Annotated in this window: 19 protein-coding genes; 8 read left to right on the forward strand and 11 right to left on the reverse strand. The window is 64.0% G+C overall.

Going from position 1 to position 18831, the window contains the following annotated elements; translation table 11 throughout:
• Positions 1-3 precede the first annotated feature (3 nt).
• Positions 4-921 (reverse strand): DMT family transporter, encoded by a 918-nt coding sequence (locus tag JI59_RS07360; RefSeq protein WP_007013407.1) that lies wholly within the window; start codon positions 919-921, stop codon positions 4-6.
• Between the two features lie 137 nt (positions 922-1058).
• Here JI59_RS07360 and JI59_RS07365 point away from each other — a divergent pair, with 137 nt between their 5' ends.
• Positions 1059-2390: a DUF2254 domain-containing protein gene (locus tag JI59_RS07365; protein ID WP_007013406.1), complete on the forward strand. Its 1332-nt coding sequence runs from the start codon at positions 1059-1061 to the stop codon at positions 2388-2390.
• Positions 2391-2489: 99 nt separating this feature from the next.
• Here the strand turns inward: JI59_RS07365 and JI59_RS07370 are convergent, their stop codons facing one another.
• Positions 2490-3467 (reverse strand): TerC family protein, encoded by a 978-nt coding sequence (locus JI59_RS07370; RefSeq protein ID WP_007013405.1) that lies wholly within the window; start codon positions 3465-3467, stop codon positions 2490-2492.
• A gap of 46 nt (positions 3468-3513) precedes the next feature.
• Here JI59_RS07370 and JI59_RS27075 point away from each other — a divergent pair, with 46 nt between their 5' ends.
• From JI59_RS27075 to JI59_RS07385, 4 genes are all read left to right on the forward strand, one after another.
• Positions 3514-3750, forward strand: coding sequence for a hypothetical protein (locus JI59_RS27075; RefSeq protein WP_153811638.1), 237 nt, complete (start codon positions 3514-3516; stop codon positions 3748-3750).
• Positions 3751-4079: 329 nt separating this feature from the next.
• The gene (locus tag JI59_RS07375; protein WP_007013403.1) at positions 4080-5030 is read left to right on the forward strand and encodes a hypothetical protein; all 951 of its coding nucleotides are present in this window, start codon (positions 4080-4082) and stop codon (positions 5028-5030) included.
• A gap of 51 nt (positions 5031-5081) precedes the next feature.
• A complete protein-coding gene (locus JI59_RS07380; RefSeq protein ID WP_007013402.1) occupies positions 5082-5438 on the forward strand; it encodes a hypothetical protein in 357 nt (118 codons plus the stop codon).
• 60 nt (positions 5439-5498) lie between these two features.
• Positions 5499-5801 (forward strand): hypothetical protein, encoded by a 303-nt coding sequence (locus JI59_RS07385; RefSeq protein WP_007013401.1) that lies wholly within the window; start codon positions 5499-5501, stop codon positions 5799-5801.
• A gap of 303 nt (positions 5802-6104) precedes the next feature.
• Here the strand turns inward: JI59_RS07385 and JI59_RS27350 are convergent, their stop codons facing one another.
• A complete protein-coding gene (locus JI59_RS27350; RefSeq protein WP_203226088.1) occupies positions 6105-6311 on the reverse strand; it encodes a hypothetical protein in 207 nt (68 codons plus the stop codon).
• Here JI59_RS27350 and JI59_RS07390 point away from each other — a divergent pair.
• A complete protein-coding gene (locus JI59_RS07390; protein ID WP_203226089.1) occupies positions 6310-7491 on the forward strand; it encodes a sulfatase-like hydrolase/transferase in 1182 nt (393 codons plus the stop codon). The genes JI59_RS27350 and JI59_RS07390 overlap by 2 nt on opposite strands.
• A 44-nt stretch (positions 7492-7535) precedes the next feature.
• Here the strand turns inward: JI59_RS07390 and ribA are convergent, their stop codons facing one another.
• The 8 genes from ribA to JI59_RS07430 form a co-directional block, all read right to left on the reverse strand.
• On the reverse strand, positions 7536-8615 hold the full coding sequence (gene ribA, locus JI59_RS07395; protein WP_038577229.1) for a GTP cyclohydrolase II: 1080 nt from the start codon (positions 8613-8615) through the stop codon (positions 7536-7538).
• Positions 8612-9403 (reverse strand): exodeoxyribonuclease III, encoded by a 792-nt coding sequence (xth, locus tag JI59_RS07400; protein WP_007013398.1) that lies wholly within the window; start codon positions 9401-9403, stop codon positions 8612-8614. Before xth ends, ribA begins: the two co-directional genes overlap by 4 nt.
• Before the next feature lie 294 nt (positions 9404-9697).
• Positions 9698-10354, reverse strand: a complete 657-nt coding sequence (locus tag JI59_RS07405) for a LolA family protein (protein WP_038575749.1) — start codon at positions 10352-10354, stop codon at positions 9698-9700.
• Between the two features lie 42 nt (positions 10355-10396).
• The gene (gene rpmG, locus JI59_RS07410; RefSeq protein ID WP_013832249.1) at positions 10397-10564 is read right to left on the reverse strand and encodes a 50S ribosomal protein L33; all 168 of its coding nucleotides are present in this window, start codon (positions 10562-10564) and stop codon (positions 10397-10399) included.
• A gap of 146 nt (positions 10565-10710) precedes the next feature.
• Positions 10711-11505 carry a polyphosphate kinase 2 gene (gene ppk2 / locus JI59_RS07415; protein WP_007013395.1) on the reverse strand — a complete coding sequence of 265 codons (795 nt, stop codon included), beginning with the start codon at positions 11503-11505 and terminating at the stop codon, positions 10711-10713.
• 42 nt (positions 11506-11547) lie between these two features.
• On the reverse strand, positions 11548-12354 hold the full coding sequence (locus JI59_RS07420; RefSeq protein WP_007013394.1) for an undecaprenyl-diphosphate phosphatase: 807 nt from the start codon (positions 12352-12354) through the stop codon (positions 11548-11550).
• 141 nt (positions 12355-12495) lie between these two features.
• Entirely contained in the window at positions 12496-14640 is a 2145-nt protein-coding gene (locus JI59_RS07425) for a M13 family metallopeptidase (RefSeq protein WP_007013393.1), read from the reverse strand.
• 99 nt (positions 14641-14739) lie between these two features.
• The gene (locus JI59_RS07430) at positions 14740-16584 is read right to left on the reverse strand and encodes an ABC transporter transmembrane domain-containing protein (RefSeq protein WP_007013392.1); all 1845 of its coding nucleotides are present in this window, start codon (positions 16582-16584) and stop codon (positions 14740-14742) included.
• A gap of 193 nt (positions 16585-16777) precedes the next feature.
• On the opposite strand from JI59_RS07430, the gene JI59_RS07435 reads away from it, so the two are divergent.
• A complete protein-coding gene (locus tag JI59_RS07435) occupies positions 16778-18022 on the forward strand; it encodes a polyhydroxyalkanoate depolymerase (protein ID WP_038575752.1) in 1245 nt (414 codons plus the stop codon).
• A 115-nt stretch (positions 18023-18137) separates the two neighbouring features.
• Positions 18138-18812, forward strand: a complete 675-nt coding sequence (locus tag JI59_RS07440) for a murein L,D-transpeptidase catalytic domain-containing protein (RefSeq protein ID WP_013832244.1) — start codon at positions 18138-18140, stop codon at positions 18810-18812.
• Positions 18813-18831: the final 19 nt, after the last annotated feature.

Here is an 18831-nt window from a genome sequence, read left to right on the forward strand (position 1 = left end):
GGATCATACCTTTGCAATTGGGGGGCGGTCGCCCGCCTTGGCCATGGCAAGCGCCCCGGCGAGAAGGACCATGCCGATCAAATCGACCGGCGTCAGCACTTCCCCGAAGGCGAGCCATCCGATCGTTGCCGAGATCGCGGGCTGGGTCAGCAGCGCAAGGCCGATGACCAGCGGCGGGAAGTGGCGCAGCGAGTAAACGAGGAAGCCCTGCCCGATCAGCTGGCTGGTGCAGGCCAGCGCAATCAGGGGTGTCCAGTTGCCCGGCACGATCTGCTCACCCAGCAGCCAGGCAATCAGCAGCATCAGCGGCACGCTGGCGAACATCGAATTGAACAGCAGCGAATATTGCCCCAGCCGCCCGCGCACCGAATTGAGCATGAGGATGTAGACGGCATAGAAGAAACCCGCGAGGAGGCAAAACAGGTCGCCCACGAAGTTAGCGTGGCTGATCTCCAGCGAACCGCCCATCAGCAGTCCGGCCCCGGTCAGCGCTGCAATGATCGCCGCCAGTTCCAGCTGGTGCGGACGGCGCCGCGCCGCGATCAGGCCCCAGGCCATCAGAATCACGCTGCCGCCGTTGCCGAACAGCGAGGCATTGCCCAGCTTGGTCCTCACGATGCCGACATGCCACGCGGCCAGGTCCAGCGCAAAGGCTACGCCCGCCCCCAGCACGATCAACAGGGCCATGCCGCCAACCCGGCGCTGCACGGCCGGTTCACGCAGGCTGAGCAGAAACACGAAGGGCATTGCGATCATCAGCCGCCAGTACCCTGCCGCGACCGGCCCCGTATCGGCCAGCCGGACCAGCCACGGCCCCAAGGCGAGGCCGCAATTGGCAAGCAGCAGCGCAGCCACATGCCTCGCGGTCCAGTCGTGACCGGCGCGATGCTCTGCCCGGAAGGATATGTCGCTAGTGGCCATCGCCGTGCCCTAGCGGTGCACATGCCCCGCCGTACATGCCAAAACGCGGGACATGACAAAAATTGCCTCCGGCCACGCACCCGCGCCGGGAACCGGCAGCGCGTTCACGCTCTATTGCCTGCGGAGGGATTTTCACCATGCTTGCAACGCTACGCTCAAACTGGCTGTCGATCCGGGCAAGCTACTGGTTCTACCCCGCCATTTTCGCGATCGGCGGGCTGCTGCTGGCGCTGGTGCTCGTGCATCTGGACCGCATCGGGGCGAGCCGCTGGCTCAGCCAGACCAACTGGATCATCCCCGCGCGGCCCGAGGGCGCCAACAACATACTGACAGTCCTGTCCGGCTCGATGATCGGCGTCGCCTCCACCGTCTTCTCCATCACGATCGCGGCGGTCGCCTATGCCAGCGGCACCTACGGCCCGCGCCTGCTGACCAATTTCATGGAAGACAAGGGCAACCAGCTCAGCCTCGCCACGTTCATCGGCACGTTCGTCTATGCGATCACCGTGCTGCGCGCCGTGCGCTCGCAGGACGAGGCCGCCCTCGGCGCAGTTCCTGCCGAAGCGATGTCGAGCGCCGGCTTCGTGCCGCAGCTCTCGCTTCTCGTCGCCTTTGCGCTGATGATCGTTGCCGTGGCGGTGCTTGTCTATTTCCTCCACCACATCCCTGCGAGCATCCGCATCAACACCGTGCTGCAGAACATCGGCGAGCGCCTTCTGCGCGAGATCGACGGGCGCTTTCAGGAAAGCGGCGACAAGGATCCGCCAGTGCGCCCCCTGCCCGCAGGCACCCCCGTTCCGGCAAGCGAAAGCGGCTATGTGCGCCTAATCGAGTTCACGACGCTGGTGGAACTGGCCCGTAAGCACGAGTTCCTGCTCGCCCTCAGGGTGCGGCCCGGGGACTTCGTCTATCCCGGCGTTCCGCTGGTGCTGGCGGGCGAGCGACAATTGCCCGATCACCTGGCCCACTCGGTGCGCGAGGCCTTCGCCATCGGCGGCTCGCGCACGTCGGAGCAGGACCTCGAGTTCTCGATAGACGAACTGGTGGAAATCGCCCTGCGGGCCCTTTCACCCGGCATCAACGATCCCTTCACCGCGATCACCGCGATTCACTGGCTCGGCGCGGCCACTGCCGAGATCGGACGACGGCGCCTCGACAAGGAGAAATGGAACGAGGGCGATCCGGATTGCCCGGTTTTCCCGCCGACGAACGACTTCGCGCACTTCCTCCAGCGCGGTTTCGTGGCCGCGCGCGGGGCGATTGCCAGCAATCGCCTGACCGCCCTCGTTGCGCTGGACGCCCTGGCAACCGCTGCGGGGCAGGTGCTGGGCAGTCACCGCCGCGGCCTGCTGGTCCGCGAGGCCGGCGCACTGGCCGACCTCGCCGCAACCATGCTTCCCGATCCGGACGTGGACGAGATCCGCCGCCGTCACGCGGCGATCATCGCCGGACTGGAAGGCCCCGTCTAGAGCGCTTCCCGATTTGATTGCATCAGATCGCGCGCTCTAGGTTTTTGATTTGTCGTATTTTCCGAGTCGTCAGGTGATTCCACCTGACTAGAAAATGCTCTAGGCGGCCTGCTCCTCATCGCGCGTCTTCCACAAGGACCAGACCACGCCGCCCGCTATCAGCGCCACGGTTACGCCAAGGCTGATGAGCGGCGGGAACTTGGCCCCGCCCATCAAAAAATCGGACACGAAGATCTTGCCGCCGATGAACACCAGCACTGCCGCCAGCGCATATTGCAGGTAATGGAAGCGGTGCACCATCGCTGCCAGCGCGAAGTAGAGCGCGCGCAGGCCCAGAATCGCCATGATGTTCGAGGTGTAGACGATGAAGGTGTCGGTCGTGATCGAGAAGATCGCCGGCACCGAGTCCACTGCGAAGACGAGGTCGGCGAGGTTGATGACCACAAGGGCCAGGAACAGCGGCGTCGCCGCCCATGCCACCTTGCCCGCCGCATCGGGCGCCTTCACGAAGAAGTGCTCCGCGTGATGCTCCTTGGTCACGCGCATGTGCGTGGAAATCCAGCGGATCACGCGGTTCTTGCCGATGTCCGGCTCATGCTCTCCGGTGAAGAACATCTTCACGCCGGTGAACACCAGGAAGGCGGCGAAGATGTACATGACCCAGTATGCCGAGGCGAGGATCGCCGCGCCGCCCGCGATCATCAGTCCGCGCAGCACGATGACCGCCAGGATGCCCCACAGGAGCGCGCGGTACTGGTACTTGGGCGCGATCGAGAAGAAGCCGAAGACAAGTGAAATGACGAAGACGTTGTCGATCGAGAGCGCCTTCTCGATGAAGTAGCCGGTATAGTATTCCATGCCCGCGGTCGGCCCCTTCTGGAACCAGACCCAGGCACCGAAGACCATGGCGATCGCGATGTAGAAGATCGACAACTTGAGGGATTCGGCAATGCCCATTTCCCGGTCCTCCTTATGCAGGAAGCCGAGATCGAAAGCGGTCAGCAGCAGGACGATGGCCACGAAGGCCAGCCAGAACCAGGCCGGTGTGCCCAGCCAGCTTGCAAAAAGAAATTCCATGAAAATGCGCCTGTCTTCGGGAGAAAAAGGGTGCGCCGGCGCGTGAATGGGGGATTTCGCGCCGGCGCTGGGATTACAGGCTCATTCGCTCGGCAATGGGGGGCAAATGCCGGCTGAGCCTGTCCCTTATCCGCGTCTTCATTCTCTTGAGCAGCGCAATTTCGTGCGGATCGGCGAACTGCCGCCCCTGCGCCAGACGGAGCAGGACATCGAGGCGCTGTTGGCGCTCGAGCAGGCGGAAAATGCGTTCGGTCATGTCATATCCCTATCGAACAAGTTGTAGGTTCGATCGGATGGGCCAATGCAAGGTTCCGAAGAGCCGGACCGTTGGGGAGACCTCAATCAGCGTTCCGGATCCTGCATCGGTTTCACCCGATGCGGTCCGACATCACGTGGCGCCTGCGATGTGGAGGAAACTGCCTTCCACATCAGCCTGCGCCGCGCCAGAGGGGCCCGGCCCGCAGACCCCTTAATAAGACCGAATCGCTCAACTTTCAACAGCAATTCGGTGCACCATGGATAGCTGGCGAAGGATATTCCGCGCCATCGCCCCTTGCGCCGCGGCTTTCAGGGGTTTGCGCGATCTTAACTGGCGCAGCCTAGCAAGACGCCATGCGCACAATCGCCCGACTCGCCGCCGCTGCTTCCGCCCTTGCCGCCATGGCCCTGCCCGCAGTCCCCACGCTGGGACAGACGGCGCCCTATACCGTGGCCGAAACCGGCCGCAGCTTCACCCGCCTGCAGGACGCAGTGAACGCGATCGGCAACGGCAAGGGCACCATCCTTTTCGCCTCCATGCGCTTTTCCGATTGCGCTGTGCAGACGCAGGGCGAGATCACATACAGGGCGAAAGTGCCGGGTCAGTCCGTCCTCGAAGGCGTCGCCTGCGAAGACAAGGCCGCGCTCGTCCTGCGCGGGCGCAGCGCCTCCGTCGAGGGCATGGTCTTCGCCAATATCAGGGTTGCGGACAAGAACGGCTCCGGCATCCGCCTCGAAGGCGGCAATCTCTCGGTCACGCAAAGCTGGTTCCGTGACAGCGAGCAGGGCCTGCTGACCAGCGACAATCCGCAGGGAACGATCGTCATCGACAAGTCCACCTTCACGCGTCTGGGCACGTGCGAGGGCGGCGGCGGATGCGCCCATTCGATCTACGTCGGCAACTACGGCGCGCTCATCGTCACCCGCAGTCGATTCGAAGCGGGAGCCGGCGGTCATTACGCCAAGAGCCGTGCCCAGCGCGTTGCAATCCTCGATTGCAGTTTCGACGATTCGCGCGGGCGCGGCACCAACTACATGATCGACCTGCCCGACGGCGCGACCGGCAAGATCGCCGACAACTGGTTCGTGCAGGGCCGCGACAAGGAAAACTATTCCGCCTTCGTCGCGGTTGCCGCCGAACACCGCAACCACAGTTCTGAAGGGCTGGAAATCGAGGGCAACAATGCCCGCTTCGCCCCGGGAATCGAGCGAGGCAGCGCCTTCGTGGCAGACTGGTCCGGAGACAACCTGCGGTTGAGCGGGAATGTCCTGGGGCCCGGCCTCAAGCGTTACGAGCGGCGCTGACCGACTTTCGTCGGGGTTGCCAGCGCGCCTCATGAGCCTTAGCCGATAGCCATGACATCGGGTTCGAATCTCTTTCTGCGCATGCGCCTCTGGGCGGTGCTGCTGCTTGCCGCCATCGGCATGCAGGCGGCCGAACCCATTCGCGCGCCGCTCGAAAGGGTCCCGGGCTCGGCCTTCAGCGCCGCGACGCTCGATGTCGCGCTGGTCACGACCCGCAAGTCGGAAGCGGCAGCGACACAGGAACTGCCGACACCGCCGGTCACACGCAGCGTACCTGCCGCGGCGCTGCGCCCCTTGGCGATTGCGGTTGCCGAATCGCGACTGCGCCTACTTCCCGAGGCCCGCGGTCCACCACCACGCCAGCACCCTGCCAGGCTTCCTGACCTGCGCGGACCGCCCGCCGCCTGAACTCGCCCGCACCGGCGCCGGCATGGCGCCTGACGCCAACGATTTCAGGAATGCTTTTTCATGTCATTCGAAGACACCGGCGCGATCCGCGCCGACGAGCGCGCGCGCATCGTCGGCCTGCTGGCGCGCTATCCAGACCTGCCCGGTCCCGAGTTCGATGAACTCAGGACCTGGTTCGAGCGCGGGGCCACTCCGCTCGACCTCGGCCTGATCGCCGGCAACCCGGACGTTGCCGAGCAGTACCGAGCCTTTCGCGAATCCCAGATCGACCGCTTTACCCGGCGCGACATCTGGAAGGCCGGAGCCTTCGCGGCGGCGATCCTCGCCGTTTTCAGCGGGATTTTCCTGCTGATGCCGCACTGATCCGGCAGGCCGGGACGCGGGGCTCCCCCCCCGCCCCCAACCCCGCGTCCCGGCCGACCCTCAGGCTCACTCAACCGACTACCTGCGAAGCGGAGGCCGCTTCGGTGTAATCTTCCGCCAACCCGCGATGGCGCCGATCTCACCACCCCGGCGCGACCAGCCGAAGGACGCATCCACCACACGATTAAAAACATGAAATTTAGATCTTTTAACTGCCACCTCCTCGCCGAGAATGGGACTGGCCCCCTTGCACAGATCAACCCCGCAGGCAGCCATGCTGCTGGGGCAAAGGGCTCTCCAGTTTCACATGTTCAGGCATTTCTCTCCCAGCTTCGCCTTCTGGTGGGTCATCCTTCCCAACATCGGCGCAATTGCGATGTGGCCCATTGGCGGTCCTTCCGCGGCATTCTCAATGGCTGTCTGCGGCATCCTGGCTTTGCTGTTCTGCCAGTTCAAAAGCGCCGCGATCAGACAGATCGGGATTGTCGCCTGCTTCGCCTTGAGCATCATGATGTACGTCACCGCCACCTTCAATCTGACCCCGTTCAAGGCGGTGTCGTCGATGAAGTTCCTGGCAGAAGTCGATCTTGCGAGCTCGCCCGAGTATGTCCTGGCCTTCATCGTCATCGTCGTCGCTCTGCTACTGGCCCTGCGCTTCGCTCCCAGGACGCCGCGGCTTCTGTCGAAAGAAGAGCGCGTAATGGCCATCCTTGCCGTCGCCCTGCTGATCAACATGGATTCGATTGCGACCGCAGGAACGCGCGGATCGTACAAAATGCATGCCCCAGAAGGCACACCCATCGATTCGGCTGTCCTGCAAAATCGCATCGAGCCGCAAAGCGTGCATGCCCGAAACATGATCGTCATTCTCGTCGAGTCGCTGGGTGCCCCGAACAACGCACACGACCGCGCCCTGTTCGAGCGCGCCTGGGGACGTGAACGCTGGTCTGCCAAATACCAGGTCTCGCAAGGCAAGACCGCCTACTACGGATCGACCACGAATGGCGCGCTGCGCGAACTATGTGCTGTCTGGTCCGACTACGACCGATTCGACTTCGACAAGACCGCTTGCCTCCCGAAGAAGTTCGTGAAGGCCGGATTCCATACGACCGCAATCCATGCCTTCTACGGTGAATTCTTCGAGCGCGACGCCTGGTATCCCAAGCTCGGCTTCGAGGACCGCCTGTTCAGATCCGACTTGCTGGCACGCAATGTCGGCGCCTGCGGCGGGGTCTTTGAAGGGGCATGCGACAGCGACATTCCCGCGCTTATCGGCGACAGGCTTCGCAAAGCGCGCGGCAAGCGCAACTTCGTTTACTGGGTCACGCTCAACACCCACCTACCCATAGCCGAAGACCCCTCGCTGCATACAGAGAACTGCAGCCTTTCGGACCCGGCGTGGAACACGTCGTTCCCCATGCTCTGCCGCGAGTACCTGCTTCAACAGAGGCTCGCCGATGCCCTCGTCAAGGAAGTGATGCGCCCGGATTTTCCCGAATCCGACATCCTGATCGTGGGCGATCACATGCCGCCGTTCTTCCCACGGGACATGCGCGACCGCTATGATACCCGCCACGTCCCCTGGATCATGCTGCGCAATCGCGCGGCCCTTGAACGCTACCGAAGCGAGGGGCCGAAGCGACTCTCCGCCGCAATCGCCGCAAGCACTTCCCAACCGGTCTCGCGCTGACGCCCGCTTGAATCGCCCCGCCCTTTATGGGAGCGGCCGATCCTTCAGAGAATGTGACCGGTACGGTCGCGCTTGGTCTTGAGGTATCGTTCGTTGTGGGGATTGGGCGGAAGCTGGTGCGGCACGCGTTCGGCCACTGACACGCCCACGGCCTCCAGCGCCTCGACCTTGGCCGGATTGTTCGTCATCAGCCGGATCTCGTGGACGCCGAGCAGATCGAGCATGCGCGCGGCGACCGGGAAGTCCCGTGCCTCAGTGGGCAGGCCGAGGCGGTTGTTGGCATCGACGGTGTCGAAACCCTGGTCCTGCAGGCGATAGGCCCGCAGCTTGTTGATCAGGCCGATCCCGCGCCCTTCCTGACGCATGTAGAGCAGCACACCCCAGCCCCCAGCGCGCGCCTCGTCGGCCATGGCGCGAAGCGCGGCGTCCAGTTGCGGGCCGCAATCGCACTTTAGGCTGCCGAGGATGTCACCGGTCAGGCACTCGGAATGCAACCGCACGAGCGGGGCGCGGTCCCCGTCCTGTTCGCCGATCACCAGCGCGACATGCTCGCGCAGGTCGTCATAGGAGCGGAACGCCACGATCTCTGCATCCTCGCAGGCCGCAACAGGCAGATGTGCACGAGAGGCGACGGCGAGGCGCGCGGTATCCTTCCACGCGTCGAGGTCGGCGGGCGAAACGTCCTGCACTTCACCGTCCATCGCCGGCGCCACGAGGAAAGCCGGAAGAATGCCGGCCAGACGCGCGAGTTCCATGGCCGTGCGCGCCACTTCCATGTCGTCGATGTGCTCGGCCGCGAAGGGCCCCTTCATGGGATGGACGAGGTCAAGCGCCGGGTCGGCGACGGCACGGGCCGTCTCGAGATCGAAGGGCTCTGCCGCGCGGATCAAGACCGGCGCCTCGGGCACGGCCGCCTCGCGCTGGTTCGCCAGCTTGAGCGTGACCGCCCTGGCCGCGGAGATCAGCATGCGCGGCGCGGCGACGCCGGGGCCGAAGCCAGTTTCGGCGGGCAGCAGCACTGCGCCGCCCGTCACGCAGATCGGCCAGCCATGGCGCAACGCATCGAGCGCCAGGGCAACGCGGCGCGGCCCGCTCGCCGGGGTCGAGGCGCTCGCCTCGCTCAGAGGTCGAACTCCGTGATCAGCGGCACGTGGTCGCTGGGCTGTTCCCACTTGCGCGTTTCCTCGACGAAACGATGCGCCGTGGCCTGCCCGGCAAGGTCCGGCGAGGCCCACATGTGGTCAAGACGGCGGCCCTGGTCCTTGTTGCGCCAATAGCTGCGATAGGACCACCAGGAGTAATTACGCTCCGGTGCAGGAATGAACTTGCGCCCCAGGTCGACCCAGCCGTGCGCATCCTGGAAGCGGCCAAGCGTCTCCACCTCGATCGGCGTGTGGCTGACGACCTTGAGCAGCGCCTTGTGATCATAGACATCGCATTCGAGCGGGGCGATGTTGAAGTCGCCCACGATCAGCGTCGGGCGGTCGATCTTGTCCGCCCACGCGGTCATGCGGGCGAGGAAGTCCAGCTTCTGGCCGAACTTGGGATTGACCTCGCGGTCAGCCACGTCACCGCCTGCCGGAATATAGACGTTCTCGAGGATCAGGCCCTTGCCCTGCCCCTGCAACTCCACGCCGACGTGGCGGGCCTCGCCATTGTCCTGCCAGTCGTGGCGGCTGTACTCCTCGAACGGCACGCGGCTGACCGTGGCGACGCCGTGGTAGCCCTTCTGGCCGTGGATCGCGCGGTGCGTATAGCCCAGCCGCTCGAACATCTCGTGCGGGAAGAGGTGCTCGGCGACCTTGATCTCCTGCAGGCACAGGACGTCGGGCGTCTGTTCGGTCAGGAAGCGCTCGACCTGATCGATGCGAAGGCGGACTGAATTGATGTTCCAGGTGGCAATCTTGAGCATGTCAGGGGCTTTAGGTGCGCTCCGGGCGAATTGCCAGTGCCGCTTGCGATCCTCGCTGCAGTTCCAAAGGAAAACCCTCGACCCGGGGGCAGGGGGTCGAGGGTTCCATAAGCGTTCGTCACGCTAAGCCAGAAGCGCTCTTGCGGAGGCGTGGGCAACAGGGGGGAAACCCGCCTCGAGCCGCTCTGACAAGACCAATTTAGGATCGATTGGCTTGCTGCCAAGTGAACAGAATTAAGGAAAGTGTCGCAGTTTGTCGCAGGCGCCACACAACCAGCGACGAACCGAGGTTTCCTATCGACGAGTGCGGCGACGCGGATCGTTCCAGCGGAAGTCGTTGTCCGTCACCGGCACCCCGTAGCGCTGGTTCTTGAGCTGGATGGTCGTGCGCTTGTTCTGCGAATCGAGCGCGACCCAGTAGGACAGTTCCAGACCGGCGGGGGCCGATGCCTTGCGGGTGAAGATCAGGGTGATCACGCCGTACTCTGGGTGCTTGCTGTCGCGCACCTCGACGCTGACCACATTGGGATTGCCGGTCGGCTTGACCGTGCCGAACTTCGCCACGTCGCGATTGGGATCGAGCAGCGCGCCTAGCGGGCTGTTGCTGATCGGCCAGCGCTGGACCTGGTTGACGTCATAGTCGATCATCGTGAGCGCCTTGCCGTCGCTCACGATCAGCATGTTGACGCTCTTTTCGTACTGGAAACGGATCCGGCCCGGACGCTTGAGCGTCAGGGTCCCGGTTACCGACTGGCCAGTGCGATCGGTCTGGACGAAATCCGCGCGCAGCGTCGAAATACCGCGCAAGGCCGCGACCGCCTCGCTCAATTGGGCGTTTTCCGCCTTGGTGGCGGCAACGGCCACTTCGCCGGGTGCGAGGGCTGGAACGGCAAGCGCGGCCAAAGCGGCCGCGCCAACACAGGATCGAAAGGTCATTCGAATTCGTTTCATGGCTATGTCCCTAGGTCCACAGCCTTGAACCGACCGTGAACCTTACTTGATCTTGGCTTCCTTGAACTCGACGTGCTTGCGCGCGACGGGATCGTACTTGCGAAAGCTCATCTTCTCGGTCGTGTTCCGGGGATTCTTCTTGGTGACGTAGAAAAATCCGGTGTCGGCGGTGGAAACCAGCCGAATCTTGACAGTTGCGGGCTTCGCCATGGCGTTTTCCTGTAATCTCTTCGTTTCAGCCGCCCTGGCGGCCGGCATGTCCGTTGAAAACAATCGAGGACGGCCAGCAAGGACCGCCCCTCAAGGCTGCGGCCCATGCTTCAGCGTCGGCGCAAAGTCAAGCCGCCCGAGGCGTTTCACTCCTCTGGAAAGGGCCGGATCGGCTCAAGAACGTCGAATTTCTCTTTCAGCGGCTTGTGATCGAGCGGTTCCATCTCCAGCGGCGCCGGATCGACGCGGGTATCGGGAAGCCGATCGAGCAAGTCGCGAATCAGGGTGAGTCGCCCCCGATGCTGGTCGTTGAAGTCGACCAGCGTCCAAGGCGCATGGCGCGTATGGGTCGCCTTGAGCATCTGCGCCCGGGCCTTCGTGTAGTCTTCGTACTTGAGCCGGGCAGCCAGATCGACGGGCGAGAGCTTCCAGCGCTTGAGCGGATCCTCAAGGCGCTCGAACAGGCGTTCCTCCTGCCGCTCCTGGTCGCAGGTCAGCCAGTACTTGAACAGGAGGATGCCATCCTCGACCAGCATCCTTTCGAAGACCGGGGCGTCGCGCAGGAAGGCCTGTACCTGCGGCTCGGTCGCATAGCCCATGACTTTCTCGACCCCGGCGCGGTTGTACCAGCTGCGGTCGAACAGGACGATTTCGCCACGGGCCGGCAGGTGCGGGACGTAGCGCTGGAAGTACCACTGGCCATTCTCGCGCTCACTGGGCGCGGACAGGGCGATGACGTGGACCTGGCGAGGATTGAGCTTGGCGGCGATAGCGTTGATTGCCCCGCCCTTCCCCGCCGTATCACGGCCTTCGAACAGGACCAGGATGCGCGCGCCGGTGGCGGCGGCCCAGCGGGCCATGCCGACCAGTTCCTCTTCCATGGGCTCGAGCAGCTTGTCGTAGGCCTTGCGACCCAGCTTGTCCTTCTGCTTCTTGCCCATGTCAGATCATCCCCGTTCCAGCATGGCCTGTCGCGATGCGGCCTATGTCAGCAGGTAGAGTGCCAGAGAACCGGCAGCGATGCGATACCACGCGAAAGGCGAGAAGCCCGAGCGGCTGACGAAGGCCATGAACGCCTTGATCACCACCAGGGCGACGATGAAGGACACGACGAAGCCCACCGCGATCTCTCCCCAGCCGACAGGACCGGTGCCTGCCATGAGCTGCTCGCGCGCGCCCAGCAGTTCCAGCGTGGTTGCGCCCATCATCGTGGGCACCGCCAGGAAGAAGCTGAACTCGGCCGCGGTACGGCGCTCCACGCCCATCGCCAGCGCGCCCATGATCGTCGCGCCGGACCGGCTGACGCCGGGCACCATGGCCAGGCACTGGGCCAGCCCCACACCCACGCAGGTCTTCATCGAAAGCTCGGAGACGCCGGTCAACGGCCCCTGCTTCGCGACTTTCTCGATGACGAGAATGGCGATGCCGCCGACAATCAGCGCCCAGCCCACGATGCTGGGCTGACCGAGCAGACCTTCGATCCAGTCCTTGAGCAGCAGGCCGAGCACGGCAGAAGGCAGAAAGGCCAGCAGCACGTTGCGCACGAAGCGGATCGATACCGGCTCAAGCTTGAGCAGGCCCATGCCCACGGCCCAGAACGTACGCCAGAACTGCACGATCACGGCGAGGATTGCGCCCAGCTGGATGACGATGTTGAAGGTCGCCCATTGCGCGGCATCGTATCCGAACAGTTCGGTGGCGAGGATGAGATGGCCAGTCGACGAGACCGGCAGAAACTCGGTGAGTCCCTCGACGATGCCGAGAAGAATTGCAGTAAGGGTCAGGTCCATCGCGGCGCAACCAAGCCGCAGCGCCCGGGCAAGTCAAGGCGGCACGCGCTGCGATGCAAAATAGTCAGGTCGAAAAACGGGATGACCCGCTGATCCCCCATGCAAAAATGCCCGGGACAGGTCCTGCCCCGGGCATTGAAATCACCAGATCCGCACGCGCTGATCGGGCGGGAGATAGAGCTTGTCATCCGGCTTGACGTCGAAGGCCCTGTACCATTCGTCGAAATTGCGGACGATGCCGTTGATGCGGTAGTGCGGCGGCGAATGCGGGTCGGTCATCAGGTACTGACGCGCCTGCTCCTCGCGCACTTTCGAACGCCACACCTGCGCCCAGGCCATGAAGAAGCGCTGGTCGCCGGTATAGCCGTCGATCACCGGCGCTTCCTTGCCGTTCAGCGAGAGCTTGTAGGCACGGTAGGCGAGGCTGAGGCCGCCCAGGTCGCCGATGTTCTCGCCCATCGTCAGCTTGCCGTTCACGCAAGTCTTGCCCTCGTCGTAAGGGCAGAAGGCATTGTACTGCGCCTCGAGCTTGTCCTGCAGCTTCTGGAAATTGGCCTTGTCCTTGGCCGTCCACCAGTCGCGCAGGTTGCCCGATCCGTCCGACTTGGCGCCCTGGTCGTCGAAGCCGTGGCCCATCTCATGGCCGATCACGCCGCCGATCGCGCCGTAATTGACCGCAGGGTCGGCCGATAGGTTGAAGAATGGCGGCTGCAGGATCGCGGCCGGGAAGACGATCTCGTTGAAGGGCGGATTGTAGTAGGCGTTCACGGTCTCGGGCAGCATGAACCATTCTGCCCGGTCGACAGCCTTGCCGATGCGGTTCATGTCGAAGTCGTTCTGCCACTTGCCCGCGGCCATCATGTTGCCCAGCGGATCGTTCTGCGTGAAAGTCAGGCCCTCGTATTCCTTGAAGGTATCGGGCGCGCCGACCTTGGGCGTGAAGGCATCCAGCTTGGCCTCGGCTTCCTTGCGGGTTGCCGGCCCCATCCACGAAAGGTCATGGAGGTTGAGCGCCATCGCCTTGCGCAGATTGGCAACGAGATCCTCCATCGCCGCCTTGTTCTCGGGCGGATAGTACTTCCCGGCGTAGATCTTGCCGAGCAGTTCGCCCGCCATCCCCTCGACCGCGCTGATGCCGCGCTTCCAGCGGGGGCGCTGCTCGGGCTGACCGGTCAGGGTCTTGCCGTAGAAATTGAAAGTCGCATCGTCGATGTCGCTGGGCAGGACCGATGCGTGATCGCGCAGGAAGTGCGCCACCAGCCATGCCTGCCAGACCGCGACCGGCACTTCGTCGACCAGCTTTATCGCGGCCGGGAGCCCGCCGCCGAACAGGGTCTGGGCCTTCGCCGCATCGATCTTGGCGTCTTTCAGCTCCTCTGCCGTCGGCGGGATCTCGGATGCGATGACGTAGCTCGCCCTGCCCGCGCCCACGGTGTCCATGAAAGTGCGCACGAGGCCGTCGGAACCGAAGGCCTCGAACTCACCCATCGACAGCTTGTTGTAGGTGAGATCGCGGTTGCGCGCAGCGGCGCGGTCCCAGTCGGCCTGGGCGATGCGCATTTCCAGCGACATCACCGCCTTGGCAGCCGAAGCCGGATCGGCATAGCCTGCCTTGCCAAGCACGAAAGCCAGGTAATCGAGATACTTGGCGCGGATTTCCTGCGAGCGCTCATCGTTCTTGAGGTAATAGTCGCGGTCCGGCAGGCCCAGCCCGGTGATCGCGGCCTGCAGGGCATAAACGTCGCTCTGCTTGGGGTCGGCATCGACATAGACGCCCAGCGGCGAAGCATATCCCGGCGAGGCGAAAAGCTTCATCAGGTCGGTCGGCGTCTTCGCCGCGAAAATCGCATCGAGATAGGGACGCGCCGGCTTGAGCCCAGCTGCGTTGATCGCGGCGGTGTCCATGAAGGCTGAATAGGCGGCAGCAACCCGCGCGGCATCGCTGCCCGGCGCCGGCTTCGAAGCGATCAGGTCATCCATGATGCCGTGCAGGCGCTGGCTGGACAGTTCACGCAGTTCGTCGAACGAGCCCCAGCGGGTGCGGTCGGCCGGCAGTTCGGTCGTCTCGACCCATTTGCCGTTGACGAAAGTGTCGAAGTCGTCGCCCGGCTTTACGTCCTTTTCCATCCATTGGGTCTGGACGCCGAAATCGCCCCAGTCGGCTGCGGCCGGGTCAGAGGCGGCGACGGGATTGTCGGCAGCGCTGAGCGGGGCGGCGGAAAGACTGAATACGAAAGCTGAAATGGCGGCGCTCGACGCAAGCGCCCTGCCGAGAATTCGAGGCATGCCTGATCCTTTTCGGATTGTTCGACACGAGACTGAACGAGTCCGGATGACCCGCCGATGAAGCGCAACATAATTTCCTTGTTGCGCAATTCCAGTCTTTTACGCGTCCAGGGTCGAACGCTGGTCGGGACGCATGTCGAATTGTAGCGAGGCAAGCCGTGCGTAGAGCCCGCCTGCAGCCGAAAGCGTGTCGTGCGTGCCCTGCTCGACGATGCGGCCACCGTCCATGACGATGATCCGATCGGCTTGACGCACAGTGGCGAGGCGATGCGCGATCACTAGGGTCGTGCGGCTCTGCATCAGGCGGTCGAGCGCATCCTGAACCAACCGCTCGCTTTCGGCGTCGAGCGCGCTGGTCGCCTCGTCCAGCAGAAGGATCGGCGACTCGCGCAGGAGCGCGCGGGCAATCGCGATGCGCTGGCGCTGGCCACCGGACAGACGGGCGCCGTCCTCGCCGAGGAAGGTATCGAGGCCCTGGGGAAGATCCTTGAGGAACTGCTCGGCATTGGCCGCGCGCGCTGCCTGCCAGATCGCCTCGTCGTCGGCGTCCCAATTGCCGTAGCGCAAGTTGTCGCGTGCGCTGGCGGCGAAGAGCACGCCTTCCTGCGGCACGAGCGCGATGCGCTGGCGGATTTCGGCAGGATCGGCCGATGTCAGCTGTACGCCGTCGATCTTGATGGAGCCGCTCTGCGGATCGTAGAATCGCTCGGCCAGCTGGAACAGGGTCGACTTGCCCGCGCCCGAAGGCCCGACGATCGCCACGGTCTCACCGGGATCGACAGTCAGGCTGAAATCCTTCAGCGCGGCCTGCTCGGGCCGGGTAGGATAGCGGAACGTCACGCTCTCGAACGCAAGTTTTCCGCGGGCCGGGCTGGGCATCGCCTGCGGCCGTGCCGGAGGCGAGATCGCCGGACGCTCGCCCAGCAGTTCGGCCAGGCGGCTTGCCGCGCCCGCGCCGCGCACGAGGTCGCCATAGACTTCGGTCAGCGAACCGAAGGCACCCGCGACAATGCCTGCGGTGACGACGAAAGCCGCGATCGTGCCGCCGGTGATCGTGCCTTCCGCAACGCCGACCGCGCCGCGCCACATGATGACCGTGATCGATCCGAAGATGAGGAACATGATGACCGCGGTCATGATCGCGCGGATGGTGATGCGCCGCTTGCCGGTTTCGAAAGTTCGCTCGACCGCCTCGCTGAAGCGGCCCATCTCGCGGCCTTCCTGGTTGAATGCCTGGACCACGCGCAAGGCGCCGAAGACTTCTGAGGTCATCGCGCCGATATCGGCCACACGGTCCTGGCTGGTACGCGAGACCACCCGCAACCGCCGTCCGAATGTCGCAATCGGCAGGATCACGAGTGGAATCGCGACGATCAGGCCGATAGTCAGCGTCGGCGCCAGAGCGAAAAGATAGGCCACGCCGCCGATTGCCATGATCGCGTTACGCAGGGCGACCGAAACGGTCGTACCGACGATCTGTTCGATGATCGCGGTATCCGCGGTCATGCGCGAGGCGATTTCCTTAGGGCTGTTTTCCTCGAAGAAGCTCGGCGAAAGCGACAGCAGGTGGCGCTGAACGCGCAGGCGGATGTCGGCGACGACTCGCTCGCCCAGCCAGGAAACGCTGTAGAAACGGATCGCGGTGGCGACTGCGAGCACCGCGACGATGCACAGCAGCGCGATGAACCACTTGCGAATTGCGGTCGGGTCCGCGCCCTCTGCGAAGCCCTGGTCGATAATCTGGCGGAAGCCATAGGGAATGGCGAGCGTGGAGGTCGCCGTGGTGATCAGCGCGCAACCGGCAACCGCCATGCGTCCGGGATAGTGGAACAGCTCGCGCCAGACCATGCGCAGCGGCCCCAGGCTCTTGCGACGCGGCGACTCCTCGCCTGTCGTCGAGGCTTCACTCTGCGGCGTTAGGGTCTGGCCCGGATTGGCGTCCATGCGCGGCCCCTTACCGCGTTGAGACGCTAAGGGAAAGGCCCGAGGCCGCAGGAAGGCTAAAGGTGACCACAAGCTGCTTCAATTGCTATGCAAAAGACTGAAATCGGAAATGCCGCATTGCACAAAGGTCAATTCATCCCCAGAATGAAGGGAATCGTCAGGACGGCTGCGTGCGGCGGCCAGGAGATGAATCTTGCTTTACAACATGTATGAATTGCAGCGCACCATGCTCGGTGGCGCAGCGGCGTGGGCTTCGGTCGGTGCCGAGATGCTCACAAACCCAAGCCTCCCCCTGGGCTATACCGGCCTTGGCCCGATCATGGCATCGGCGCTCGAAGTCTTCGCCCACGCGGCATCGTCACGCGGCAAGCCCGAGTTCGACATCGAGACCGTGAAGGTCGGCGATGCCACTTACCCCGTCACCGAAGCGATCGTGCTCCATCGCCCGTTCGGCAACCTGCTGCGCTTCGATCATCCGGGTCTGCCCGAGAACGCGCCCAAGCTGCTGGTCGTTGCGCCGATGAGCGGCCACTACGCAACCCTCCTGCGCGGCACCGTCGCGCGCATGCTGGAAACCTGCGAAGTCTATATCACCGACTGGGCCGACGCGAAGATGGTGCCGGCCTCGGCCGGTCGCTTCGACCTCGACGACTACATCGACTACCTCGTCGACTTCCTCCATCACATCGGCCCGGGCACGCACATGCTGGCCGTATGCCAGCCCTCGGTTCCTGCCTATGCCGCAGCCGCGATCATGGGCGCCAAGAAGGATCCCTGCCGCCCCGCGACGCTCACGATGATGGGCGGCCCGATCGACACCCGCGAAGCGCCGACCAGCGTGAACGACGTTGCCATGCAGCAGCCGCTCTCGTGGTTCGAACACAATGTCATCGCCGATGTCCCGCTTACCTATCCGGGCAGCGGCCGCCGCGTCTATCCCGGCTTCCTGCAGCTGACCGGCTTCATGGCGATGAACCTGGGCAGCCACATGATGAGCCATTACGGCATGTTCAAGCACCTTGTCGAAGGCGACGGGGAAAGCGCGGCTGCCACCAAGGCCTTCTACGACGAGTATCGCTCGGTCTGCGACATGACCGCTGACTTCTACCTGCAGACGATCGAACACGTGTTCCAGAAGCACTCGCTGCCCAAGGGCGAATTCGTCCACCGCGGCGAGCGCATCGACCTGGGCGGCATCCGCGATACCGCGCTGCTCGCGGTAGAGGGCGATAAGGACGACATCTCGGGCATCGGCCAGACCCGGGCCGCATTGCACCTTGCCACGCACCTGCCGGAAGAGCGCAAGAAGTACTTCCTTGCCGAGAACGTGGGCCACTACGGCATCTTCAACGGGAGCAAGTGGCGCAACCGCATCGCGCCGGTTCTGGAAGACTGGATCAGGCAGCACCAGAAGACCGCCCTCAAGGTGGTCGCCTGAGCCCACTTGCAGGCATTTGCTGCCAGTGAAGCGCAGCGCCGGCCCGCCTCGACCGCGGGTCGGCAAGCTGCGGTCCCGGCTGGAACTTGCTGCAGGAAAGCGCTATATTGATCGCATGGTTTTGAAGCTCGGACGGCGAGAGGTTATCAAGGGTGCAATTGCGGCAGGCGCCGGAATTGTCCTGCCCGGACGCGCGCTGGCGGTCGACGCCGCAGCCTCCAGCCTGACCCCCTACGAACGCAAGATCATGGATGTCGCCTCCCGTCAGGCAGAGCGCGTCGGCAACAAGGTCTGGCGCACCGATCTGGTCGGGATCGCCGATTTTGCCCAGCCTTCGTGGAAGCCGCGCCTGCATTTCGCCAACATTGAGGCCGGAACCGTCCGCAGCTTCCTGCTCGCGCACGGCAAGGGCTCCGATCCGGAGCACAGCGGCTGGCTGCAGCGCTTTTCCAATACTCCCGGTTCCGAGGCGACCTCTCGCGGCGCCTTCCTCACCTGTGAATGGTACAAGGGCAAGTACGGCACATCGATCCGCCTCGTCGGGCTGGACGAGGACAATTCGATGGCGCTTCAGCGCGCCATCGTCATGCATCCGGCCTGGTACGTGGACCAGTCGATGATCGACAAGTGGGGCAAGCTGGGCCGCAGCGAAGGTTGCTTCGCGATGAGCAATTCGAACTTCAACGAAGCCCTCTGGCACCTTTCCGGCGGTCGCCTGCTCTACGCCGACCGCATCGGCGAAGACGAAGCCTGGGCGGCTTCCCCGCAATTTTCCGAGCCTGAAGGTTAATCCCTACAGCGCGGGGACC

It is taken from the genome of Novosphingobium pentaromativorans US6-1 (genome assembly GCF_000767465.1).
GTDB lineage: Bacteria > Pseudomonadota > Alphaproteobacteria > Sphingomonadales > Sphingomonadaceae > Novosphingobium > Novosphingobium pentaromativorans.